At 64.5% G+C, this 24,032-nt stretch carries 22 protein-coding genes; 7 read left to right on the top strand and 15 right to left on the bottom strand.

All coding sequences use genetic code 11. The features are described 5' to 3' along the window. Nucleotides 1-132: 132 nt before the first annotated feature. The 6 genes from IGX34_RS15340 to IGX34_RS15315 form a co-directional block, all read right to left on the bottom strand. Complete coding sequence (locus IGX34_RS15340; protein ID WP_192556597.1) at nt 133-1,155, bottom strand: amidohydrolase family protein; 1,023 nt, start codon at nt 1,153-1,155, stop codon at nt 133-135. Nucleotides 1,156-1,197: 42 nt separating this feature from the next. Next, nucleotides 1,198-1,869, bottom strand: a complete 672-nt coding sequence (locus IGX34_RS15335; protein WP_192556596.1) for a 4-carboxy-4-hydroxy-2-oxoadipate aldolase/oxaloacetate decarboxylase — start codon at nt 1,867-1,869, stop codon at nt 1,198-1,200. Nucleotides 1,870-1,878: 9 nt separating this feature from the next. Further along, entirely contained in the window at nt 1,879-3,354 is a 1,476-nt protein-coding gene (locus IGX34_RS15330) for a carbohydrate porin (protein ID WP_192556595.1), read from the bottom strand. Between the two features lie 78 nt (nt 3,355-3,432). Then, on the bottom strand, nt 3,433-4,725 hold the full coding sequence (gene dctA, locus IGX34_RS15325; protein ID WP_225737491.1) for a C4-dicarboxylate transporter DctA: 1,293 nt from the start codon (nt 4,723-4,725) through the stop codon (nt 3,433-3,435). A gap of 63 nt (nt 4,726-4,788) precedes the next feature. Continuing rightward, entirely contained in the window at nt 4,789-5,688 is a 900-nt protein-coding gene (locus IGX34_RS15320) for a hypothetical protein (protein WP_192556594.1), read from the bottom strand. Further along, nucleotides 5,685-6,542 (bottom strand): amidohydrolase family protein, encoded by an 858-nt coding sequence (locus tag IGX34_RS15315; protein ID WP_192556593.1) that lies wholly within the window; start codon nt 6,540-6,542, stop codon nt 5,685-5,687. Before IGX34_RS15315 ends, IGX34_RS15320 begins: the two co-directional genes overlap by 4 nt. A 255-nt stretch (nt 6,543-6,797) precedes the next feature. Here IGX34_RS15315 and IGX34_RS15310 point away from each other — a divergent pair, with 255 nt between their 5' ends. Beyond that, on the top strand, nt 6,798-8,021 hold the full coding sequence (locus IGX34_RS15310; protein ID WP_192556592.1) for a LysR family transcriptional regulator: 1,224 nt from the start codon (nt 6,798-6,800) through the stop codon (nt 8,019-8,021). A 24-nt stretch (nt 8,022-8,045) separates the two neighbouring features. Here the strand turns inward: IGX34_RS15310 and IGX34_RS15305 are convergent, their stop codons facing one another. Then, nucleotides 8,046-8,927: an alpha/beta fold hydrolase gene (locus tag IGX34_RS15305; RefSeq protein ID WP_225737490.1), complete on the bottom strand. Its 882-nt coding sequence runs from the start codon at nt 8,925-8,927 to the stop codon at nt 8,046-8,048. Nucleotides 8,928-9,037: 110 nt separating this feature from the next. Then, nucleotides 9,038-9,424, bottom strand: a complete 387-nt coding sequence (locus IGX34_RS15300) for a nuclear transport factor 2 family protein (protein WP_192556590.1) — start codon at nt 9,422-9,424, stop codon at nt 9,038-9,040. A 374-nt stretch (nt 9,425-9,798) separates the two neighbouring features. On the opposite strand from IGX34_RS15300, the gene IGX34_RS15295 reads away from it, so the two are divergent. After that, a complete protein-coding gene (locus tag IGX34_RS15295; protein WP_192556589.1) occupies nt 9,799-11,172 on the top strand; it encodes a GDSL-type esterase/lipase family protein in 1,374 nt (457 codons plus the stop codon). 60 nt (nt 11,173-11,232) lie between these two features. Then, nucleotides 11,233-13,644: a glycosyl hydrolase family 95 catalytic domain-containing protein gene (locus IGX34_RS15290; RefSeq protein WP_192556588.1), complete on the top strand. Its 2,412-nt coding sequence runs from the start codon at nt 11,233-11,235 to the stop codon at nt 13,642-13,644. Between the two features lie 24 nt (nt 13,645-13,668). Here IGX34_RS15290 and IGX34_RS15285 read toward each other — a convergent pair whose 3' ends face one another. Continuing rightward, nucleotides 13,669-13,821, bottom strand: a complete 153-nt coding sequence (locus IGX34_RS15285) for a DUF3309 family protein (protein WP_192556587.1) — start codon at nt 13,819-13,821, stop codon at nt 13,669-13,671. A gap of 253 nt (nt 13,822-14,074) precedes the next feature. Between IGX34_RS15285 and IGX34_RS15280 the strand changes: the two genes are divergently transcribed. Beyond that, on the top strand, nt 14,075-14,251 hold the full coding sequence (locus IGX34_RS15280; protein ID WP_192556586.1) for a CsbD family protein: 177 nt from the start codon (nt 14,075-14,077) through the stop codon (nt 14,249-14,251). Between the two features lie 71 nt (nt 14,252-14,322). On the opposite strand, the gene IGX34_RS15275 is transcribed toward IGX34_RS15280, so the two are convergent. Beyond that, nucleotides 14,323-15,243: an AraC family transcriptional regulator gene (locus IGX34_RS15275; RefSeq protein WP_192556585.1), complete on the bottom strand. Its 921-nt coding sequence runs from the start codon at nt 15,241-15,243 to the stop codon at nt 14,323-14,325. 99 nt (nt 15,244-15,342) lie between these two features. Between IGX34_RS15275 and IGX34_RS15270 the strand changes: the two genes are divergently transcribed. After that, nucleotides 15,343-16,086 (top strand): SDR family oxidoreductase, encoded by a 744-nt coding sequence (locus tag IGX34_RS15270; protein ID WP_192556584.1) that lies wholly within the window; start codon nt 15,343-15,345, stop codon nt 16,084-16,086. 99 nt (nt 16,087-16,185) lie between these two features. On the opposite strand, the gene IGX34_RS15265 is transcribed toward IGX34_RS15270, so the two are convergent. Both IGX34_RS15265 and IGX34_RS15260 read right to left on the bottom strand, forming a co-directional pair. Beyond that, nucleotides 16,186-18,384 carry a prolyl oligopeptidase family serine peptidase gene (locus tag IGX34_RS15265; protein WP_192556583.1) on the bottom strand — a complete coding sequence of 733 codons (2,199 nt, stop codon included), beginning with the start codon at nt 18,382-18,384 and terminating at the stop codon, nt 16,186-16,188. A gap of 158 nt (nt 18,385-18,542) precedes the next feature. Continuing rightward, a complete protein-coding gene (locus IGX34_RS15260; RefSeq protein WP_225737489.1) occupies nt 18,543-19,460 on the bottom strand; it encodes a Dyp-type peroxidase in 918 nt (305 codons plus the stop codon). Between the two features lie 225 nt (nt 19,461-19,685). On the opposite strand from IGX34_RS15260, the gene msrA reads away from it, so the two are divergent. Beyond that, nucleotides 19,686-20,198, top strand: coding sequence for a peptide-methionine (S)-S-oxide reductase MsrA (gene msrA / locus IGX34_RS15255; RefSeq protein ID WP_192556581.1), 513 nt, complete (start codon nt 19,686-19,688; stop codon nt 20,196-20,198). A 22-nt stretch (nt 20,199-20,220) separates the two neighbouring features. On the opposite strand, the gene IGX34_RS15250 is transcribed toward msrA, so the two are convergent. After that, nucleotides 20,221-21,120: a LysR family transcriptional regulator gene (locus tag IGX34_RS15250; protein ID WP_192556580.1), complete on the bottom strand. Its 900-nt coding sequence runs from the start codon at nt 21,118-21,120 to the stop codon at nt 20,221-20,223. Between the two features lie 116 nt (nt 21,121-21,236). Here IGX34_RS15250 and IGX34_RS15245 point away from each other — a divergent pair, with 116 nt between their 5' ends. Beyond that, nucleotides 21,237-22,115, top strand: a complete 879-nt coding sequence (locus IGX34_RS15245) for an SDR family oxidoreductase (RefSeq protein ID WP_192556579.1) — start codon at nt 21,237-21,239, stop codon at nt 22,113-22,115. Between the two features lie 45 nt (nt 22,116-22,160). Here IGX34_RS15245 and IGX34_RS15240 read toward each other — a convergent pair whose 3' ends face one another. Together IGX34_RS15240 and IGX34_RS15235 are read right to left on the bottom strand one after the other, a co-directional pair. Further along, entirely contained in the window at nt 22,161-23,003 is an 843-nt protein-coding gene (locus IGX34_RS15240; RefSeq protein ID WP_192556578.1) for a class I SAM-dependent methyltransferase, read from the bottom strand. Nucleotides 23,004-23,053: 50 nt separating this feature from the next. Then, nucleotides 23,054-23,959: a LysR family transcriptional regulator gene (locus IGX34_RS15235; protein ID WP_192556577.1), complete on the bottom strand. Its 906-nt coding sequence runs from the start codon at nt 23,957-23,959 to the stop codon at nt 23,054-23,056. Between the last annotated feature and the right edge of the window lie 73 nt (nt 23,960-24,032).

Genomic DNA, 24,032 nt, shown 5'->3' with positions numbered 1-24,032 from the left:
GAGCGGGACCTTTGGGGAACGTGGGGAGCCAAGCGCTTGGCGCGGGCGAGCCGTCGCCATAAGTTGCTGAGGATACCCTGCGCACGCATACGCTGTGGCGAAATAATTTGCGCCACGCACGCCCTTCCCCGCTTATTTGCCGCGCGCCTTGAGCTGCCGGTCCAGGCGCGGGTACACGCGGCGCGCATTGCCTTCGAGCACCTTGTGCCGATCCGCAGGCGACAGGCCGAGTGCCTCGATATAGCGCAGGGTATCGTCGAAATAATGGCCGGTGGTCGGATCGATGCCGCGCACGGCGCCGACCATTTCCGAGCCGAACAGAATGTTGTCGATATCGATCACCTTGAACAGCAGGTCGATGCCCGGCTGATGGTAGACGCAGGTATCGAAGTACACATTGCGCATCAGGTGCTCGCTCAGCGGCGGCTTGTGCAACATGTCGGCCAGCCCGCGGTAGCGGCCCCAGTGGTAGGGAACGGCGCCGCCGCCATGCGGAATGATCAGGCGCAGGGTGGGGAAATCCTTGAACAGGTCACCCTGTAGGCACTGCATGAAGGCAGTGGTATCGGCATTGAGGTAGTGCGCGCCGGTGGCGTGGAAGTTGGCGTTGCAGCTGCCGGATACGTGGATCATCGCCGGCACGTCCAGCTCGACCATTTTTTCGAAGAACGGATACCAGGCACGGTCGGTCAGCGGCGGTCCGTTCCAATGGCCGCCGGAAGGATCGGGATTGAGGTTGCAGCCAACGAAGCCCAGTTGCTCGACGCAGCGTTCCAGCTCGGCGATCGAATGGCCGATGCTCACGCCGGGTGATTGCGGCAGCTGGCATACGCCGATGAACGTGTCCGGATAGAGTCCTACCACGCGCGCGATCAGGTCGTTGCAATGCCGCGTCCATGCCTGACTGACGGCTTCGTCGCCCTGGTGATGCGCCATGGTGCTGGCGCGCGGCGAAAAGATCGTCATGTCGGCACCGCGCTCGCGCAGCAGGCGCAGCTGAAGGGCTTCGATGCTGGCGCGAATGTCGTCGTCGGAGATGCCCGGATACAGTGGCATCGGCTGCGACGGATCGGCAAAGTGCTTCAGCTGCGCATCGCGGAAGGCGTCGTGGCCTTGCGGCGCGGTGGTGTAGTGCCCGTGGCAGTCGATGATCATGAGAATGCTGCTTGGTGAGGAAGGGTGCGGCCAGCGTGTGGCTCAGACGTATTTGAGGCCTTTGCTGGCCAGGCGCTCGCGCATGCCGTAGATATCCAGGCCCAGTTCGCCGGCAGCCAGCCGCTCGCGCTTTTCGTCTTCCCTGGCTTCGCGCGCACGGGCTTGCTCCAGCACCTGGGCCGCGCTGGCACGCGGCACGATGCACACGCCGTCGTCATCGGCCACCACCACGTCGCCCGGATTGACCAGCGCGCCGCCGCAGACCACCGGCACGTTCACCGACCCGAGCGTTTCCTTCACCGTGCCCTGCGCGTAGATGGCGCGGCTCCACACTGGAAAACCCATGGCGGTGAGCTCGCGCACATCGCGCACGCCGGCGTCGATGATCAGGCCGCGGCAGCCGCGCGCCTTGGCGGAGGTGGCCAGCAGGTCGCCGAAATAGCCGTCTTCGCAGGGGCTGGTGGTGGCGGCGATCAGCAGATCGCCGGCATGCAGTTGCTCGATCGCTACATGCATCATCCAGTTGTCGCCCGGCGGCATCAGCACGGTGACGGCCGAACCGGCGATGCGCGCACCACCGTAGATCGGGCGCAGGCCGGCATGCATCAGGCCGCTGCGGCCTTGCGCTTCGTGCACGGTGGCGACGCCGACCTGGGCCAGCCCGGCGATCAGGCTGGCGTCGGCGCGTTCGATACGGGTTACTACGATAGCCATGTCAGTTCCTCAGTCATTGGCCGCCGCGGGCCTGAAGCCCAACAGCACGCCGATATCCATGCGCAGGCCGATCGCGTACACGAACAGGTTCTTCGGCAGCACCGCGGTTTTCGGGATGCTGGAATTGTCCGGATGCACGATGTATTGCAGGCTCGGCATCAGCTCCAGCCCCTTGATCAGGTGGATGCTGTAAGTGAGGTCGTAGGCGAACTGATGGCGTGCGTTCCAGCCACTGCCGCCGGCCTTTTTGCGCGCCTCGGCGAGATAGGCCTGTTCGGCCGGGGTCAGCTCGAACTCGGAGATATTCAGGCCGAACGTGTCATACGGCCGGGCCGCGAACGGGCCGGTCATGACGAAGCCGGTGTAGATCTGCTGGCGCATGATCTCCTGCTGCTCCAACTGCTGCACCCAGCCGCCGAACACGTTGAAGCTGCGCGGCGAATCCGGATCGGGACGCCAGATCACTTTGTCGCCCATCACGTAGACGCCGTCGCGGATATGGTGATCGGTGGCAGCGGTGCCGCCGTCCATGCCGAGCGGTTCGCCCTTGGTATTCATGTTGATGTCGGTCAACGGCGCCGTGCTCGCATACACGCCGCCCTTCAACTCGAAGGGGTATTGCACGGTCTTGGGATCGTTGTTGACCCAGCCGAATTCGATCGGCAGCGTGTAGCCGGTGGAATGCTTGATTTCCCAATCCAGGCCGTTGCTCGGCTGGATTTCCGGATTGACTTCGAAGGCACCCACATCGACATAGGTGTGTTCGGTGGTTTTGTATTTCACATTGCCGCCCCAGGTGGCCGACGGCAGCAGGCTCAGGCCGGTTTCGGAAACCAGCATGCGCGGCTCGCCGCAGGTATTGGCCGAGACGAACTGGCAATTGACCACCAGGTGGCCGAAATAGGTGGTACTGCCCAGGCGGCCGACCTGGATATCGAGGCGGTCGTCCAGGGCTTTCTGCTCGTACGAGAACAAACCCAGATGCCAGCGCGGATACGGGTTCTTATAGATGTATTGCTGCTTGGTGTAGGTGCCGGTGGTGAGCGCGTTGAGGCTCAGGCCGTAATCGCGATACACGGTGAAGTGGAGGGTGCCGCCGGTCAAGCCGAACATCTTGTCGAGGTCGAAGTCGGCGCCGATATAGAACTGGCCCACGTTATGGCCGCCTTGCTTGACGCCGCCGGTGGTATTTCTGGCGTACTGGTCGATTTCGCTGGCGCGGATATTCACCCCCTCGTCGAGCAGCTTCTGCACCAGCTTCGAGCGCGGCAAGGCCGGCTCCTTGGAAGCAGGCTGCGCGCTCACCGGCGTAGCGGAAGGATCCACCGTGTTATTGCCAGGGTTTTGCTGCGGCGACGTTTGCGCCGCCGCGTAGTTATCGGCCCAATTGGTATTCGGGCTGCTGTTTTGCGCGTGCACGGACGACACCAGCAGCGCGGCAGCAAGACTCAGATATAGCGATGTACGTACTCTTGGCGCTTTCATCGGCGCAACTCTCCCCGCCGCGGCGCCAGCAGGAACCGCGGGACACATGTTGTTTTGAAGGCATGTTCTATATGCCTGTTAACCCGCTTGTAGTTCTCGTTGCAGCTGTTCGCGGTCGACGGCCTTTTCCCAATGGCCGACCGCAACGGTGGCAACGCAATTGCCGACGATGTTCACGAACACGAACCCCGCCGACAGAATGCGATGCACACCGAGTATCAAGGCGACGCTACCGACCGGAATGGTCTTGGTAGCCGCCAGGGTCATGGTCAATACCGCGATGGCCGAGCCGGAAACGCCCGCGCCGCCTTTGGAAGTGACCAGCAAAATCAGCAACAGACCCAACTGCGCCTGCCAGCCCAGCGCGGTGCCAGTGGCCTGCGCCAGGAACACCGCCACCGCCGCGAAATACAGGCAGGTACCGTCGTGATTGAAGCTGTAGGCGGTGGGCAGCACCATGCCCACCACCGATTCGTCCACACCCAGGCGGGTGAGCTTTTCGGTAAGTTGCGGAAACACGCTTTCCGACGAACTGGTGCCCAGCACCAGTACCAGTTCCTCGCGGAAATAGCGCATCAGTGCGAACAGGCTAAAACCGCACAGGCGCGAAATCGGCGCGAGCACCAGCAACAGAAATACCACGCAGGTAAGCGCAAATTCGCCCACCAGCTTGGCCAGCGGCAACAGGCTGGCCAGGCCGAACCTGGCGGTGGTGAAGGCGATCGCGCCGAAGGCGGCGATGGGCGCAATCTTCATCACCACGCGGATGATCCAGAACAAGGTCTGCCGGGTGACGTCCACCACGCGCAGCACCGGTTGCGCGGTATCGCCGAGACTGGCCAGGCCGCAGGCAAACAGCACCGAGAACAGCAGAATCTGCAGGATGTCGCCGTGGGCGAAGGCACCGACCGCCGAGGTCGGCACCAGGTCGGTAAGAAATTCGCCGAAGCCCTGCGCGGCTGCCGCGCCCTGCCCGCCCGCCGCCGTGCCGGACTTGAGCACGGCCGGATCGATATGCATGCCCACGCCGGGCTTGAGCACATTGATGGCAACCAGGCCGATCACCAGCGCAACGCTGGTGACCAGCTCGAAATACACCATTGCCTTCACCGCAATGCGCCCGACCTTGCCCAGGTCGCGCACGCTGGCAATGCCGTGGGTGACGGTGCAGAAGATGATCAGCCCCACCACCATCTGGATCAGGCGGATAAAAATGTCGCCCAACGGCTTGAGCCGGGCGCCGAGCTCGGGCCACAGCACACCGACCAGCACGCCCAGCACGATGCCCAGCGCCACCTGGAAAGTCAGGTCGCGATAGAACGGACGTCGCTGCGAAGCCAGGTGCATGTCGATGTTTACCGGTCGGGTCATGGTGGAACGGAACTCATGGCAGATGCCGCGTCAACGCGGCATGCACCGGGGCGATCGGCCAGATCATGCCGCACTGCCTTCCAGCAAAGCATGCGCGGGCCCCAGCACTTCGTCGAGACTGAGCCGGCGCGGCAGCAGCGCCTGCTCCAGGCAGGCATCGATGATCCACGCCAGCGGTGCGCGCAAGGCATCGAAGCCGGACAAGGTCTTGCGCGGCGCGTCCGGCGTCGCCGACTGCCGGCTTTCGGCCTGCGCCAGCAGCGCATAGGCGGCGCGCACGGCGGCCGGCTGGCGCAGGCAGATATCGCTGCTGACCGCCACCACATGGTTGATCGGCACGAAGCCATGCTGGTGCGCCCATGCCGTATCCCTGACGGCCGCGTCGGCGATCACCGGCACGTAGTCATCGTCCTCGGGCAGGTCGTTGCCAAAAATCGCCGCGTCGACGTCGCCATCGTGCAGCAGGTCGAGCAGGCTTTTGCCTTGCGCGGGATGTTCAACGAACGGCGGATCCCGGTATTGCTCCACGTGGGCCGGATCGTGGGTGACCCAGCGGATCGCGCTGGTGGCCACGCCATAATCCTCGACCAGATGCGCGCGCACCCACATGCCGGTGGTCTGCGTGTAGGAACGCACGCCAACGCGCTTGCCGCGCAGGTGTTCGGGCTTTACTTCGCCATGCGGGCGATACGCCACCAGGCAGCCGCGCTGGTAGCGCGAGGCGACCACCACCGGCAGCAGCACGACCGGGCGCTTAAAGGCGATTGCCTGCAGGGCGGTGACGATCGCCAGTTCCGACAGATCGAATTTCGCCTCGCGCACCATCGGCGCAAACGCTTTGTGGATGGGATGGATCTCGGTGAAATCGAGCGTCACTTGGTCGCTTTTGAGCGTGCCGTCTTTCAGCGGCGCACTCAAGGTGCTGGTCTTCAATACGCTGCGCAGATGGACCGGCTGGCTCATGCCGCCGCTCCCGCCAGCGCCGGATAAATCCGTGCCACGGTGCCGCCGAAGATCATCGCCTGCTCGCTTTCGGGCAGGCTCGACAGCACCTCGCGCGCGGTCGCGGCCAGGGTCTGCAGCGAGCCCTCGGCCGCCGGGAAATTGGAGCCCCAGGCGATGCGTTCGGCCCCGAAGGTAAGCACCAGCTGCTCCAGAAATGCCGCCGGCTTGGAGCGGCCCTGCGCGGCTGCGGCCAGCGTGCGATTGGTCAGCTTCAGATGCACGCCATCGAACATGGCCATGTCGAACAGCGCTTGCGCCGCCTTGTAGGGTGCGCCGTCGTCCAGCTCCGGACGGGCGCAATGATCGAGCAACACACGCACGTTGGGAAAATGTTCGAGCAAGGTGCGTAGCGTGGGCAGGCCCTGCATGGTCATCTGCAGGCAGACCGGAATGCCGCGCTTTTCGGCATGTGCCCAGGCCGGATAAGAATCGCGATGGCCGAGCCAGTCCGATTGCCCGGGCATGGTGGTGCCGGTGGTGAACAGGCGAAAGCCATGCAGGCCCTGCGCCTCCCAATGCTCGATGCGCTCCACCGCATCCGGCGCCAGCGCGTCGATGGAATACACGCCGGCCAGGCGTTGTGGATAGGCGCGCACCGTATCGGCCACATAGCGGTTGTCGTGCCCGTACACGGTCGATGCCTGCACCACCACCGCCTTGGCGATACCGGCGGCATCGAGCGCCTTGATCACGCCCTCGGCATCGACCGGCCGTTGCTGCGACCACTCCGACTGATGACCGCCGATTGGATTCTTCGGGTACTTGGCGGTGTCGGCGGCAATGGCGTGCAGATGGGAATCGATGATGTGCATAAGAACGATCAGTAGATGGTGGGCTGGGATGTTTTCTCTTGCGTTGCAACAGCCGGCCGCTGGATGAAGGCGGCAAGACCGGTCACTTCGATGCTGCATTGCGCCAAGAAAAGCGCCTCAGCGGCTTTCGAGTTTGGTATCGACTGTCACCAGGGGTTTTATCCCCTCGCGTTTCGCAGTGAAATCTGCGCGAAAACTGCGGTGCAGCCAAATTCGTTTTATTGTCGGCCTATAAGCAAATACTATTGATTGTGTATGGACTCGATTTATGCCCTGAACCTTCGCCACCTGGCTGCGCTCAGCGTGATCGCGCGCGCCGGCAGCATGAGTGCCGCGGCCGAACAGGTCAGCCTGTCGCAGCCGGCGCTGGCGCAAGCGATCGGCAAGCTCGAACGGCTGCTCGATATTCGCCTGTTCGAACGCCAGGCCGTGGGCGTGCATCCGACCGTGAGCGGACAGGCGTGGATCATTCGCGTGGAGCGTGCATTGCGTTATCTCACCCAGGCGGTGCGCCTGGTGCGCCGCTCGGCACGATTGGCGCCGCTGGCGCAGATCGAGCGGCGCGTCAGCATGGTGCAGTTGCGCGCGCTGGTCGCCGTTGAACACTGCAGCAGTTACGCCGTGGCGGCCGAGCAGATCGGCCTGTCGCAGCCGGCGGTGTATCGCGCCGTGCAGGAATTGCAGGATGCGCTGGGCGCGGAGTTGCTGGTGCGCGCCGGACGCGCGGTACGCCCTACCGATCTGGCCAGCCGCTTCGTGCGCTTCGTGCGCCTGATGCTGGCCGAGTTGCGCACCGGGCTGGATGAAATCGCCGCCGGCAAGCACGGCGGCGGACGCATCAGCATCGGCACGCTGCCGATGGCGCGTCCGCTGTTTCTGCCCGATCTGCTGGCACGTTTCGCGGGAGCGCATCCGGCCGCTTCAGTGGAAGTACGCGAAGCGCCGTATGGCGAGTTGCTGATGGCGCTGCGCCATGGCGATATCGACCTGGTGATCGGCGGTGCCCTGCGCGAGCCGGCGCCGGCCAATGACGTGGAGCAGGAACATCTGTTCGACGACGAACTGTTTATCGTCGGCAACAGTGCACATCCGCTGCGGCGCAAGGGCACCGCCACTATCCAAGACTTGCTCGCCTATCCCTGGGCGGTGCCGGCGCTGGGCGTGCCGATGCGGCGCAATTGGGAGACGCTGTTCCGCACGCACGGTGTCGAACCGCCGACGCCGCGGATCGAATGCGGCTCGGTGCTGGTCACGCGCGGACTGATGCTCAAAGGCGAATGGCTGACGCTGATGTCGCTGGATCAGTTCCTGTTCGAGCGCCAGGCCGGTGCACTGGCCGAAATACCGATCGAAGGCGGCGTGCTGCGCCGGCGCATCGTGATGACCCGGCGCAGCGACTGGCGCCCTACTGCCATGCAGGAAGGCTTTGCCGCCATGGCGCATGCGATGGGCGCCGAACGCATGCACCCGCTGCCGTAGCGAGCTGCGGCGCGGCGCGCATCGTCAGTGCGACGGCTTGTCCGCTGGCAGATGCAGGCCATCCAGAAACTGCCGCGTCAGCGCCGCCACTTCGGGATTCATGGTGTCCATGGCGAAATGGCCGGCGTCCAGGATATGCACCTGCGCAGCCGGTACATCGCGCTGATAGGCCCACGCACCGGCCACGGTAAACGACGGATCGTATTTGCCCCAGATCACCAGCAGCGGCGGCCGATGCGCGCGCAGATAAGCTTGCCAGGCCGGATACGAGGCCACGTTGGTGCGGTAGTCGTAGAACAGATCTTCCTGGATGCGGTCTTCGCCGGGACGGCTGAGAAAAGCCGATTCATCCGTCCACAGATCCGGATCGTAGCGCTCGGGGTGCGGATCGGTGCCGACATGGCGCTGCTTGGCCGCATCGAACGAGATCAGGTTGGCGCGCAGCTTGTCGGCGTAGGCGCTGCGATCGGCCCAGTACTGCCGACGGGTAAGCCACAGCGGCCCCAGTCCTTCTTCGTGCGCCACCGCGTTCTGCACGACGATGCCCTGGATGCGCTCGGGATGCGCCAGCGCAAGCCGGAAACCAACCGGGCCGCCGTAATCCTGCACGAACAAAACGTAGTGCTGCAGGCCCAATTGCTGCGCAAACGCATCCATCACGTCGGCAAGGTGATCGAAGGTATAGGCGAAGTGATCGGGCGAAGGGGCATCGGAATGGCCGAAGCCGGGGTAGTCCGGTGCGATCACGTGATAGTGCGCAGCCAACTCGGGCATCAGGCGGTCGTACATGCGCGACGACGAGGGAAACCCGTGCAGCAACAGCACGACCGGTGCATCGGCACGGCCGGCCTCGCGATAAAAGATATGGAGCCCCTGAACAGAGATCGTGCGATAGGTCATGGTCATGGCATCACCTTGGTGGAGCGTTGCATTGCGGCCATCGCCGGCCGTAACCGCAGCAGCGTGCATGCCCAGCACTGCGCATGCAGCCATAAGCATCATGCGGCCGGCAGCCATCATGGATGCGCCGGCTCGACCCACTGGGCGCGCCAGGCCGGCGCAGCGAAGGGGTCGGCGAAGTATTGCGTTTCATGCGACACCTTGCCGTCGCGGAACTGCATGATGCTTACGGTGTAGGCGGATTTGTCGCCGTACTGGATCGTGTATTCAGTCACCCACAGATTGCCATCCCCGACGATGCGCCGGATCGCGAAGCCCGCCGGCTTGCCGGGGTGGTGGCTGCGCAGCGCCTGCAGGTTGTGACGCCCGCGGATGATTTCGCCGGACTGCGGATATTCGCAGACGGCATCGTCGTGGTAGATCTCATGCTCGGCGTGTTGATTGCCCGCCGCAGACGCGGCCCAATGCCGGTCAATGGCCTCGCGGATAGCGTGGGTTTCCATCATCGGCCTCCGTGGAAACGTGCGGGACCAGGCTGCTGCCACCGCTGCAGCGCGCGGCTACCTGGATAACGGGCTAGCGTGTGCTCAGCCAGGCGGGGATACAAGTGCTTGCGCAGGTTGTCTGCCTTAGCGCAATGCACCGATCGATCGAGATCTCTCCAAAAGCCGCTTCGTCATCCCAGCGGAAGCTGGGATCCAGTGTCTGTGTGCATCGAAGGCACTGGATCCCAGCTTCCGCTGGGATGACGAGCAAAAGCAGGCGAAAACGCGAGCGTATGGCCAGCTTTAGTTCGCGCAACGGCACATGCTGTTGACGGAATGATCGCCGATCGTCTTCCATGATGATCGGCGCGACCATTCCAGGACACGATTCCATGAGCAGCAAGCACCGCCTTCCCGCCCTACTGCTGGCAGTGCTGCTGCCGGTCATCGCCCATGCGGCAGCCCCCGCGAATAGGCAGGCGCACTGGGCGACTACCTGGGAGCAGGCGATGACTGCGCAGGTCAGCGACAAGACCGATGCCAGCCGGCAGCTCGTGCGCACGGCGGCCGGCGATCCCGTACAGGAGATTCCCACGCTGGCCAACTTCACCTTGCGCCAATACGTGCGCATCAGCATCGGCACGCCGCAGCTGCGACTGCGCTTTTCCAATGTGTTCGGGCGCAAGCCGCTGGTGATCGACGCGGCGCACGTCGGCCTGGGCGATGGCGTTTCGGGCGTGGTCGCCGGCAGCGATCGTGCGGTGACCTTTGGCGGCAACGCCAGCGGCGTGATTCCGGCCGGCGGCGAGTTGGTCTCCGATCCGGTAGCGATGAAGGTGCCTGCCTTGGCGCGGCTGGCGGTGACGACCTATTTCAAGGACGACACGGAGCTGGCCGATTTCCATCCCGAACAACACGGCCCCACGTCGTTTGCCGTCAGCGGCAATCAGCTGGCCGCAGCCAGTTTCGACGGCAAGCAGGCGGTGCATGGCCTGACTCCGCTGAGCGACGATAACCATATTTACTTGCTCACCGGCGTGGAGGCGATGGTGCCGGCGCATACGCGCAGCATCATTGCGCTGGGCGATTCGATTACCGATGGCGCGCTGTCTACTGGTCCGCAATATCCGTGGCCGGCGGTGCTGGCCACGCTGGCCAATGCACCGGGCAACGCTGGCGCGGCGGTAGGCAATGCCGGCATCAGTGCGGACGAGCTGACCGCCGATCAGTTGGGGAGTCCGGCAGCCGGTGTGGCGGGCCTGAAGCGCTATTACCGGGATGTGATCGATCGTCCCGGCGTCACTGACGTGGTGGTGCTGTTCACTGCCAACGATCTTAACCGCGGGCCGGATGCGGCCGTACAAACCACCGGCGCCACCGCGGTAGACCTGATCGCCGCCTTCCGCGAACTGGTCGATGTGGCGCATCAGCATGGCTTGAAGATCTGGCTGGGCACGGTCACACCGTTCGCCGGCCAGAACGGCTGGTATTCGCCCCGACGCGTCGCCACGCGCGAACAGCTCAATCAATGGATGCACACGCACCGGGCCGATTTCGATGGACTGGTGGATTTCGCCGAGGTGACCAAGGGGCAGTACACCGTATTGCCGCAAGCCAAGGATCAGCCAGCCGCCGAAGGCATGGCCACGGTGTGTGCCGGCGACCAGGGCCTGCACCCGAATGATCGCGGTTATGCGGCGATGGGCACCGAGGCCTACAACGTCTTATTCCACCGGCACGTGACGCCAGCACAGCCTTGTCATTAGCATCGTTCGCCTTGCCCGCGGCGGATGACGGCCGGGCCTTCTCTCTGCGAGCGAACCACGATGAGCATCGGCCCCCTGCAAGCACGCTGGTTGATCACCTTGCTGGCGTGCACAGGCTTCGCTGCGGCAGCCTGCGGCCAGAGCACGCAGCAGAACGTGGCACGTTCGGATATCGCGATCGGACAACCCAATAGCCTGCCGACGCAGGCGATGGGGCTGGGCAATGGCCGGCTCGGTGCAGCGTTTTGGGCGCAAGACGGACTCACGCTGCAACTCAATCGCATCGACACCCTGCCCGATCGCCGCTCGCCCGGACAGGTGAGCCTGCCGGGACTGGCGCAGATGACGGCCGATCGGTATTTCAGCGGGCGCGTCGATCTGTATGACGGCACGCTGGAAGAACACGGCGGCGGCATCGCACTGCTGGCCTGGGTCGACCAGGCCAGGGATCGCGTGGTGCTGCATCTATCCGGTCTGTCGGCACAAACACCACAGGCGATTCGTTTGCAGTTGTGGCCGCCGCGCCATCCGGTCGCTCAGGTCGAGCACGGTATCGCCGTATTGTCGGAAAGCTGGCATGACGATCAGCAGCCCGGTGCGTCCGGCCTGCCGTTCGGATCGCTGGCCGCGGTGCAGACCGATGGCCGTGAGGTGCAAGCCAGGATCGTGGATGCACGTACGGTGGAAGTTACCGCCCTGCCCGCTGCCGACGGCACGCTGGAGGTGGTGATTGCCGCACCCGCCTACGACGGCAGCCACGCTGCGCTGGAGGTTGCGCGCAACGCACTCGCGCCGGCGCCGGATCACTCCATTACTACGCGCTGGTGGCACGCCTTCTGGTCGCGCGCCAACGTGATCGAAGCGGATTCGCCGGACGGCACGGCGCGCTACGCCGAAACGCTGCGCACGCTGTATCTGTTTGCTGCCGCGGCGCATGGCGGCGGCGATATACCGGGGTCGCAAGGCGGCATCGCCGATTTGTTCTCCGCGGCGCAGGACGATCATCTCTGGGATCCGGCCGCGTTCTGGTTCTGGAATCTGCGCATGCAGGTGGCGGCCAATCTGGCCGCCGGCCTGCCCGAACTCAATCGGCCGGTGTTTGCGCTGTACCGCAACAACCTCGCCGCACTGCAACGCTGGACGCGCCTGCACACACAAGGACGCCCTGGCATCTGCGTGCCCGAAACCATGCGTTTCAACGGCAACGGCATTGAATACGAAAGCGACCGCTTCCGCCCGTTCGCCATCATTACGCACAGTTGCGACCTGGCCTGGTCGGCCAGTTCCAACGCACGCACGCTGAGCACCGGCGCGGAGATCGGCCTATGGGTATGGCGCACGTATCTGCAGACCGGCGATCTCGATTTCCTGCGCGCCAATTACCCGTTGATGGCGGAGTCGGCGCGCTTCCTGCTCGCTTATCAAAAGCCTGGCGCGGATGGCCTGCTGCATACCGCACCGTCGAATGCGCATGAAACGCAGATGGACGTGACCGACCCGGCCACGGATATCGCCGCCATTCGCACGCTGTATCCGGCCACCATCGCGGCGGTGGCGGTGCTCAAGCGCGATGGCGCACTGGCGACGCAATTGCAGAACGCGCTGCAGCACACGCCGCAGCTGCCGCTAATGTCCGCGCAGGAGCGGCAATGGCTGCCGCATGCCGGCACCCGCGACGATGCCGTGCTGGCGCCCAGCTACCGGCCGGCGGCGCCGTATGCGAATGGCGAGAACATCGCGCTCGAAGCAGTATGGCCGTATGCGCTGATCGGTCGCGACGATGCGCTGTTCGATGTAGCCAGGCGTACGTATGCGCAGCGTCCGTTCGTCTACCAGGCCACCTGGAGCTACGACCCGGTGCAAGCCGTGCGGCTGGGCCTGGGCGATGCGGCGGCACAGGCCATTTTCCAGCTGGTGCAGCTTTATCAGATCTACCCGAACGGCATGTCGGCGCTGGTGCCGGGACCGCCGGCGGAGTTTTATCTCGAACAGGCCGGCGTAGTCGCCGTGGCGCTGTCGGACATGCTCGCCGTGCAGGATGCGGATGGGTTGATCCGCGTAGCGCCGGCCCTGCCGAAAACGTGGACGCTGGCCGGCGATGTGTCGCTGGCGCATGGGCTGCAGCTGCACGTTGAAGCCAATCGCGGCGAGCTGACTGCCTTCGTCATTCATGGCGGCAACGGTGCGCCGCTGTCGTTCGCCACGTCCTGGGAAGGCCGCAGCGCACGCGTGCTGCTCGATGGCAAGTTGCTGAAGACGCTGGTGGGCGATCGCTTCCGCTTCAGCCCGCAGGCCGGCAAGACGTATCGCTTCGAGGTTGCCGCCGATGCGGGCGGTACGCCGTTGGACACGTCTGCTGCACCTACCGTCAAAGCGCTTGGGCGCGCGGCGATCGGCTTGTCGCCGCCTTGCTGCGCCCCGCCGCCCGGCTACGATCCGCACCCGGATATCCAGGATTACCGCAGCCGTTGACCACCCCGCACCGCAATGGATGCTTTACAGATAACCCAGCAACAACAGGATAACCAGGATCAGCACGATTATGCCGACGCCGCCGGACGGGTAATAACCCCAGCTGCGGCTATACGGCCATGACGGCAACGCACCGAGCAGGATGATCAGCAGGACGATGATGAGCAGAAGTGACATGGGTCTTGCCTCCGTAACTCAAGTCGGCGTGTGGGGAGCGCGCAAGGGCTCGATCGCCGCCACGCGACCACAGCGTGCACGCGCCTTGGTGACGACGATGCACGCGGTGAGTGATTCCGATGTCGATAGGCGCGCGGCGCGAACGTAAACGGCCGCTTGGAAATGTGCATGCGCAGTTCACGTTTGCAACACCTCATGCTGCCGCTTCGCTTTGCAAGATGCACCCACATCCACTTCTGCAGTGAGGAAGACCATGGATAAGCATCGCACCGAAGGTACCAAGCACGAAATCAAGGGCGCCGTGAAAGAAGGCATGGGCAAAGTCACCAACGACCCCGTGCGCGAGGCGGAAGGCAAGATCGAGAAGCATGCAGGCAAGGCCGAGAAAGAATACGGCAAGGCCAAAGATGAGGCCCGCAAGGACCATTGATGTAACCGCTGTACGCAGGCCATCCTGCGACTTCGTCAACGATGGAAAAAGGCGCCGCAAGGCGCCTTTTTCTATGCGGATGCCGGCTCGGGTGCCGGCCGCTCCCGTGCATAGCGCGTCGGCGGCATGCCCACATGCCGCGCAAAGGCAGCGCTGAACGTGCTGGCCGAGCTGTAGCCGATGCGTTGCGCCACTTCGGCGATACCCAGCTCCTGCTGCCGCAGCAGGCTCTTGGCCAGGGCCATGCGCCAGGCGAGCAGGTATTCCATCGGCGCCACGCCCACGGCACGGCTGAAGCGCTCGAAGAAAGCCGAGCGCGATAGCGCCGCTTCATTCGCCAGCTGCACCACGGTCCAGGCATGGGCCGGGCTTTCATGGAGCCGGCGTAGCGCAGCGGCGACACGCGGCTCGGCCAGTCCGCGCAACAGGCCCGGCGATGCATCGGTTCCTGCGCTAGAACGCAGGGCTTCGATCAACAGCACTTCCAGCAAGCGCGCCAGGATCACCTCGCGCGCGGGACGCCGCTCGCGCGATTCTTCCACCACCAGCTTGACCAGCGTGGACAACCTGCGCTCGCCGCGCACATGCACCAGCTGCGGCAGCAGCGGTACCAACAGCGCCGCGTCCGGCGAACCGAAGCGGCAATAGCCGATCAGCAAGCGCACGTCGGGCGGCCCATGCGGATCGCCGATGCGGAATTCGCCATGAGGCAACGCAGCAGGGATGGATACCCGCTGTTCCGGCAGCAACGGCTCCAGGCTGGACATCGTGAAGCCCTGTGCCGCGGGAATCAGCACGAAATCCCCGGATTGCAGCGCAATCGGCGCATGCCCGTCCGCGGCAAGTCGGCAGGCACCGTCAAGGACCACGCCATAGAACGGCCGCCCCGCCTCCGCGCGGCGCACCCGCCAGGCGCCGGCGCCGTCGACCATCTTGGAGAACGCCGCAACCGGCTGCAGCAACGCGACCACCTCGGAGAGCGGATCGACCATGGCCGGACTCCTGCCAACGAAATACGGACTGTGGATTGTAGTGGGTCCGCGCTGCGCGACCTATCGTTTGCGCATCCCCGTCCCTCCACAGGAATCCCGATGCAGACTGTCTTGATCACCGGTTGCTCGTCCGGCTTCGGCCTGGAAACCGCGCAGTATTTCCTTGCGCGCAACTGGCAGGTAATCGCCACCATGCGCACGCCGCGCGAAGATCTGCTGCCACGCTCCGAACGCTTGCGCGTACTGCCGCTCGATGTCACCGACGCGCAAAGCATTCAGCATGCGGTTGCCGCCGCCGGCCCTGTCGACGTGCTGGTCAACAACGCCGGCATCGGGGTGCTCAATGCGCTCGAAGGAGTGTCGATGGCGATTGCACGCGAGGTATTGGAGACCAATACGCTGGGCACGATCGCCATGACCCAGGCATTGCTGCCGCAATTTCGCCAACGCCAATCCGGCGCGATCGTCAATGTCACCTCCTCGGTAACCTTGCGTCCGCTGCCGCTGCTTTCCGTCTACACCGCCAGCAAGGCCGCGGTGAATGCATTTACCGAATCGCTGGCGCTGGAACTGGCGCCGTTCCATGTACGCGCACGATTGGTGTTGCCGGGACGGTCGCCGGAAACGCGCTTCGGCGAGAACGCGCAGCCGCGCATGCAAGCCGGTTTTCCGGAAGCTTATGCCGAGCTGGTGCAGAAGGTTTTCGCCGGCTGGCAGCAGGACACCGTCGTCACCCGGTCGCAGGACGTAGCCGAAGCGGTGTGGCGCGCCGCCACCGATCCGGACTGCCCGATGCGCACGCCGGCCGGTGCGGATGCGTTGGCCTGGGTGGCTTCGCAGTAAAAACGGCGCTGCGTGCGGCGATCAATCCCGTCAAGCGACACTTGAGAGCTGACCTCCACGGCGAGCTGCCGTGGAGGTTACGATGCCGCGTGGTGCCGCTCAGGGCGCCGGCAATTGCGCATCCAGAAAAGCGTAGATATCGGCGAATTCCGCCGCTTCGGAGCCGGCCGAAACCTGGATGCCGTGACCGCCGTTGACGTCGGTGCGGATCCATACCGGGCGGCCGCTGGTGTCGGCAGCGCGCAGGCGCGCGGCGAATTTGCCGGTCTGCCACGGCGCCACGCGACTGTCGTTGAGACCGACGCTGAGCAGCACCGCCGGATAGGCGGTATGCGGACGGATCTGCTGGTAGGCATCCATCGCCAGGATCGACGGGAAATCCTCCGCCTTGCGCGGATCGCCCATTTCGCCGATCTGGTTGGCGCCATTAGGCGCCTGCATCAGGCGCACCGGATTGAGCATGCCGACCAGGATGATCGCCGCACCGAACTGGCTGGGATAATTCACCACCGCGCCGCCGATCAGCAGACCGCCGGCGCTGCCGGAAATCAGCCCCGTGCGCTGCGGCCGGCTGTAGCCGAGTTCGCTCAATCGCGCTACACCGGCGACGAAATCCTCCACGCCCTTGTGCTTGTTCGGCCCTTTGCCACCCGCGTGCCAGGCTTCGCCCTTCTCGCCGCCGCCGCGCACGTGCGCATACGCAAACACATTGCCGCGCTTGACCCATTCCAGCCGCACCGGCTTGAACGACGGCACCAGCGACAAACCATAGCTGCCGTAGCCAAACAGAATGGCGCGATGCGAACCGTCCAGCTTGGCGTCTTTGCGATGCAGGATGGTGAGCGGCACATGCGTGCCATCCTTGCTGACCAGTTCGGTCTCGGTGGCTTCGATCATGCTGTAGTCGGCCGGGCTGGCTTCATCCTGGCCGAGACTGCGCATGACGCGCGCGGCCGGATCGTAGCGCCATGACTTGGGCGGCGTGGTCCAGCCGCGCAGTTCGAGCAGGAAGCCATCTTCGTTATCGTCGGCGTGGAACAGCGATGCGCCGCCGGACAGCGGCATCGGCAGCGCCTGCACCTGGCCGCTGCGGTAGTCGATGCGGCGGATGCCGTCGATGCCGTTGCGCGACACTTTCACATACAAGGCATCGCGCGCGGGCGCCACCATCTGCGTGTCGTTGAGGCTGAAGTTGATCAGCATGTCGTCGTCCTGCAGCGGCAGGATCGAGCGCGCATCCTTGATCGTGGCATCCGGACGCGACAGATCCAGCGCCAGCAGTTCGCCGTTGGAACGGCTCTTGGCGGAAGCCAGATAAAGCGTATCGCCGTGAATGGCGGCTTCGTGCACCTGGTCGCTCAGCTCGGCGATGCAGCGCCACTTGGCGCCGGGCTTCACCGCATCGGTCTGCAGGGTGACGCAATAGCGTTGTTCGGCTTGCGCGCTCTGGTCCATGCCCAGCGCCCAGCGCGAGCCGGCCGGAAAGACGATATCCGGAAAATGATTGGACGGCAGCATGAACGACGCATTGGTGCCCTCCCCTTTACCGGCGCGCAGCAGGATCGGATCCCGCGCCGCGGGCGTGCCCAGCCGGTGCATGCGCAGGCGCATATCCTGCAGCGGATCGCCGCCGGTGCGCTGCGCCGGCGGCGCCATCTGGGTGTAGGCGAAGCCACTGCCGTCAGGCAGCCAGTCGGCGTTGAATTCGCCCCAGACCGGTTCCACTGCATCACCGGTGGGCTTACCGCTGCGCACATCGAGCACTTCCAGGCGCGTGACTTCGGTGCCGCCGTGATCGATATCCACCGCCACCTTGCTGCCGTCCGGCGAGGGCGAATAGTTGGTGATCGAGGCGTGGCCGCCATCGCCGGTCAAGCTGGCCGGATCAAGCAGCACACGCTCGGCGCCACCGGCGGCGCGCACCATCAGCGTGCCGTTGCCGTCGGCGGTCTGGCGAATGAAAAACAGCATGCCGTGCACATAACGCTGGGCACGATGCACCACGGCGGTCTCGCCGACCTTTTGCAGATCTTCCTGCCAGCCCTTCAGGCTCGGCAGTGCATCGAGCCTGACGCGTGTGTAGTCGCCCTGGGCGGCCAGCCAATGCTGGAACTCGGCGTTGTGCTCGCCCTCCATCCAGCGGTAAGGATCATGCAAGGTATGGCCGAACAGCTGCTCGGTGACATCCGCTGTGCGCGTCGGCGGCGGTGCATCGGTCTGTGCGGCCGCCGGCAGCGCCAACGCGCAGGCGGCCAGTGCGACATACGGGGAAAAGCGTCCACGAAGCATGCTCGGCATGACAAGGTCCTTGGTCTGCGTGAAGGAATGCCCGGGTGCCTACCCTCCCCACTCGCGGGCACTGCTTTGCGTCAATCGTGCCAGCACGGTTGCATGCGCGCGCGTGCGGCAACAGTGCTGGAAGCAATTGAAAAACCTTCACACATCCGTCACGCCGACTACGCCTGCAACTGCTCGAGAAAGCTCATCGAGGGCACGAAGAACAGCGCGCCGGTTACTGCCTTGCTGAAATCCAGCAGGCGATCGTAATTGCCCGGCGGCTTGCCGATGAACATGTTGCTCAACATCTGCTCGATCCGCGCGGGCGAGCGCGCATAGCCGATGAAATACGTGCCGAACTCGCCCTTGCCGACTTCGCCGAAGGGCATGTTGTCGCGCACGATCTGCAGTTCCTCGCCGTTCTCTTCGATGCTGGTGAGCACGTTGTGCGCGTAGCTGGGCTTGGCGGCTTCGTCCAATTCGATATCGGAAAGCTTCTTGCGGCCGACGATCTTTTCCTGCTGCTCGACCGGCAGCGCATTCCATGCCTTCAAGTCGTGCAGGTATTTCTGCACGATCACATAGCTGCCGCCGGCAAAGGCAGCATCTTCGTTACCGACGATGGTGGCGTCGACCGCTTCCTGGTCGACCGGATTTTCGGTGCCGTCGACGAAACCGAGCAGGTCGCGTTCGTCGAAATATTTGAAGCCGTGCACTTCGTCCTCGGCCACGGCGGCATCGCCGAGCCGCTGCATGATCTGCGCCGCCAGCTCGAAGCACAGGTCCATATGCGTGGCGCGGATATGAAACAGCATGTCGCCCGGGGTGGACGGTGCATGATGCACACCCTTGATCTCGCGGAAGGGATGCAGTTGCGCCGGGCGCGGCGCGCCGAACAAGCGATCCCATGCGGCGGAACCGAAACCCATCACGCAGGACAGGCGCCGGTCCGGATTGCGAAAACCGATGCCGCGCAGCAAGCCGGGCAGATCGCCGCATAGTGCATGCACGCTGGCCTTGGCATCTGGCTCGGGCTTGAGGCTTACCACTAAAAAAATGGCCGCGTGCGTCAGCTTGGCGGTGACGGGTTGGGGCATCGCGCTGGTCACTGTGCGTTCCTCTGAAGAGGCCTGGACGACGTGAAGATCCGCACTATAGCCTCAGCGTCATCCCGGCGCAGGCTGGGAGCCAGCGACTTTGTGCAGCAAAAGACACTGGGTCCCGGCCTGCGCCGGGATGACGGTGAGGGGTAGCAGACCATGACGCCTTGCATTAGGCATCGGTAGCACAATATCCGGCGCACAGACCTGAGGGATACCACCATGACGACGCAAACCGACACCGCGATCCTCGCCGGCGGCTGCTTTTGGGGCATGCAGGATTTGCTGCGGCGCTACCCGGGTGTGCTGTCGACCCGCGTGGGCTACAGCGGCGGCGATGTGGCCAACGCCACCTATCGCAACCATGGCACGCATGCCGAAGCGATCGAGATCGTGTTCGATCCGAGCCGGATCAGCTACCGGCAGATCCTGGAGTTCTTCTTCCAGATCCACGATCCGACCACCCGCAACCGCCAGGGCAACGACCTGGGCAGCAGCTATCGCTCGGCCATTTTTTATCTCGGCGATGAGCAGCGGCACATCGCCGAAGACACCGTGGCCGACGTGAATGCCTCGGGCCTGTGGCCCGGCAAGGTGGTAACGGAAATCGCGCCGGCCGGCCCGTTCTGGGAGGCAGAGCCGGAACATCAGGATTATCTGGAGCGCTATCCGGACGGCTACACCTGCCATTTCATCCGGCCGGACTGGAAGCTGCCCAGGCGCGCACAAGCCTGATGGTCGTATGCAGCCGCCGGCGCTAAGCCGGCGGCACGAAACGGCGACCGGGAAAGGCCTGCTCGATCGCATCCAGAAACACGCGCACTTTCGCGCCCACCAGGCGGCGCGAATTGCGCAAGGCCCACACTTCCACTGGCGGTAGCGCATCCGTTCCCCATTGCGCGAGGCGCCCCGCAGCAACGTCGTCCTCAACCAGCAGCTTGGGCAACAGCGCAACGCCCGCCCCGGCAAGCACAGCCTCGCGCACCATCAACAGCGATGAAAGACGCAACGCCGCCAGCGGCTTGATCGCGTATTCCACGCCGGCATCGTTATGGAATCGCCACACCACGTCGGACGACACCATCGCGCCGAGCACGGCTCGGATACCGGGCGCTTCCTCGTCTTTGCCGGGCGGTGACGGCATGGGGATGTCCGGATGTGCAACGAGCAGACGCTGATCGTCCAGAACGCGCCGGCCTACCAGTCGCTCATCCGGTGAAGGATTGACCCGGATGACCAGGTCGAAGCCGTCTTCCACCGGGTCGGCCTTGCGATCTTCCGCCACGATTTCCAGTTGCACTTCGGGATAGGCCAGCGCAAAACGCGCGGCCACGCGCCCCAGCGCCACATGCGCCAGCAGCACCGGTGCGCTGACCCGCAGGCGTCCGCGCGGCACCGATGCGCCCAGGGTCACCACTTCCTCCGCCTCGGCAATTTCCGCCAACGGTCCGTGCGTGCGCTCGTGCAGCGCGCGCCCCTCATCGGTGAGCCGCAGGCTTTGCGTGCCGCGCTCGATCAGGCGCACACCCAGGCTTTGCTCCAGCTCGGTGACCCGGCGCGAGAGCGTGGCCTTGGAACGGCCGGAGGCGCGGGCAGCGCGGCCGAAGCCGCCGTGAGTCGCCACCAGGGCGAAGTCCTTCAGCGCTTGCAGATCCATAACGTGTTCCAAATATGAAACGACCTATCCAATTATTGTCGACTTCTAGCCAACTATGAAACCCCTTACCGTGTGCCTGCCCCATCTTTCAACGTCACACCTTGAGGAGTTTCGCCATGAGCATCTTGATCACCGGCAGTACCGGCACCATCGGTTCGCAGGTTTTGAACCAGTTGAGCGGCAGCGGTGCGCAGCTTCGCGCCCTCACCCGCTCCCCCGCCAAAGCCCAGCTGCCCGCCGGCGTCAGCGCCGTGGCCGGCGACCTGTCCGACGTGGATGCGTTCCGCGCCGCACTCGACGGCGTCAGCACCTTGTTTCTGCTGGTGCCCAATGTCGCCGACGAACTGACCCAGGCAATGCAGGCGCTGGCGGTGGCACGTGAGTCCGGCGTCAAGGGCATCGTCTATCTGTCGGTGTACAAGGGCGACACCTATGCCGACGTGCCGCACTTCGCCAGCAAGGAAACGGCCGAGCGGATGATCGAAGCACTCGACCTGCCGGCGACCGTGCTGCGCCCGGCGTACTTCATCCAGAACGACCTGCGCCAGAAAGATCCGCTGTTGCAAGCCGGCGTCTACGGCATGCCGGTCGGCGACCGTGGCATCTCGATGGTGGATATCCGCGATATCGCCGAAGCCGCCGCCGCCGAACTGCTGCGCCGCGAACACGCCGCCGCACCGCTGCCGCGCGAAACCTATGCGCTGGTGGGACCGGATGTGCTGTCGGGTAACGCGCTGGCCAAGATCTGGAGCGATGCGCTGGGACGCGAGATCCGCTACGGCGGCAACGACACGCTTACGCTGGAAAAGCGCATGAAGAGCATGGTGCCGGCCTGGCAGGCGCTGGATCTGCGCTTGATGATGGACCGCTATCAAAGCGATGGCGCCGCGGCCACCGCCGATGAAGTGGCCCGGCTGACCAAGCTGCTTGGCCATGCGCCGCGCAGCTATCGCGACTTTGCCAAGGATGCTGCGCAGCAGTGGCAACGTAATTGATCAGCCGCTATCGCATGGCGCTTGCAAGCAGCAAGCGCCATGCCTTCAGCGCCGCGTCGCCAACACGCCATCCAGCGCCAGCTGCGCCTTGAACCCGGCCTTTTCCAGCCGTTTCGCCACTTCGCGCGGCACGTCGCGATCGCTGGTGAGCTTGTTGGGGCTGCCGGTGTAGTGGAACAGGCGGCCGCCACGGCGCAGCACGCGGGCAAGCTCGTTGTAGAACAGTTGCGAATACAGTTCGCCGGCAATGCCGAAGCGCGGCGGATCGTGCAGCAGGGCATCGACGGAGGCATCGGCGATGCGCAGGATCGCCTGCGATACATCGGCATGCTCCAGTTGCAGGCGGCCGCCATGCCGCGGATCGGCCGGATCGGGCGACCACGCGTTGAGTGTGCGCAACCACAGCACATCGGCGTTCTTTTCGAACGAATGGATGCGCGCCACGTCGCTCTCCAGGCAGCAGGCGGCGAAATAGCCGAGGCCGCCGCAGGTATCGAGCACTACCTTGCCGCGCGGTTCCACCAGCGCCACTTTGCGGCGCGCATCGTCGAACGGCGATTCCTTCGACGTAGGCAGCATCTTGATGCCGTCGATCTCGAAGGTGGGCGCACCCCATTCGGTCGGCACCAGCTTGATCAGCGAGCCGGAGAAGCGCGAGACCGGTTCGAACGCTTCGCCATCCCAGTAATAGACGGTGCGGTCTTTCAGCTTGGAGGGGTACGGATAGCGCTGGCCGTTCCATTCCCATAGCTCCGCCAGCAAGGCTACGTCGCCTTTGGAGCGGCCCAGATCGAGCGATCCTTGCCATGCACTGGCGCCGGCCGCGTGGGCGGCCAGCAGCGATTCGGCTTCGGTGCGGGTAAGCAGGGGGCCGGCGTAATGCGACAAGACGAAAATCTCCGGGACGGCGGGGTCGCCGATTTTAACCGTGTGCAAGCTCAGGCCGGGCCGAATTTGGCTTTGTACACCTCGCCTAGCCAATCGACGAACACCCGTACGCGCGGCGACAGCTGCCGTCGGTAGGGGTACAGCGCCGACAGCGGCATATCCGGACTGGCCCATGCATCCAGCACGGCGACCAGGCGCCCGTCGCGCAGTTCGGCTTCCACGTGGAAGCGCGGCAGTTGCACCAGGCCGCAGCCGCGCAATGCGCACAGCACATAGCTCTCGGCGTCGTTCACGGCCATCCAGCCGGTCATGGCGAATTCCTTGAGCTTGCCTTCCAGCATCAGCTCCAGCGTGTTGTCGATGCCGCTGCTGCCGGAAAAGAACTTCACCAGCTGGTGATTGACCAGTTCGTCCGGGTGCTGCGGGGTGCCGAAGAAGGCGAGGTATTCCGGGCTGGCGCAGATCACTTGCGGCATGCGCGCCAGCGGGCGCGCTACCAGCGCGGAATCGCGCGGCGTGCCGGCGCGAATCACGCAATCGACGCCTTCGCGGATCAGGTCCACCAATCGGTCGCCACTACTGATCACCAGGTCGATGCGCGGATAGCGGCTGCGGAATTCGTCGATCCGCGGCAGCACGATATGCGTGGCATGGGTGCTGGCCATGTCCACGCGCAAGGTGCCGCGCGGATTGGCGGCGACGTTTTTCAGCGAGGCCTCGGCATCGTCCAGCTCGCTGAGGATCTGCACGCAGCGCTCGTAGAACGCCTGCCCGTCCAGGGTGACGTGCACCTGGCGGGTGGTGCGTTCGAGCAGGCGCACGCCCAGCCGCGCTTCCAGCTGCTGGATCGCATAGGTGGCGGTGGGGCGCGGCATGTCGAGCATGTCGGCGGCCCGGCTGAAGCTGCCGGACTCCACGATGCGGGTGAACAGCTGGAGAGTCTCGAAGCGGTCCATGGATTATTCAATGGGTTGAATACCATTGTCAGATTATCAGGATTTATCCACAGCGACTAAATGATCAGACTCG

Origin of the sequence: Dyella acidiphila (assembly GCF_014863405.1) — a bacterium.
GTDB lineage: Bacteria > Pseudomonadota > Gammaproteobacteria > Xanthomonadales > Rhodanobacteraceae > Dyella_B > Dyella_B acidiphila.
This window is presented reverse-complemented; position numbering and strand designations above follow the sequence as displayed.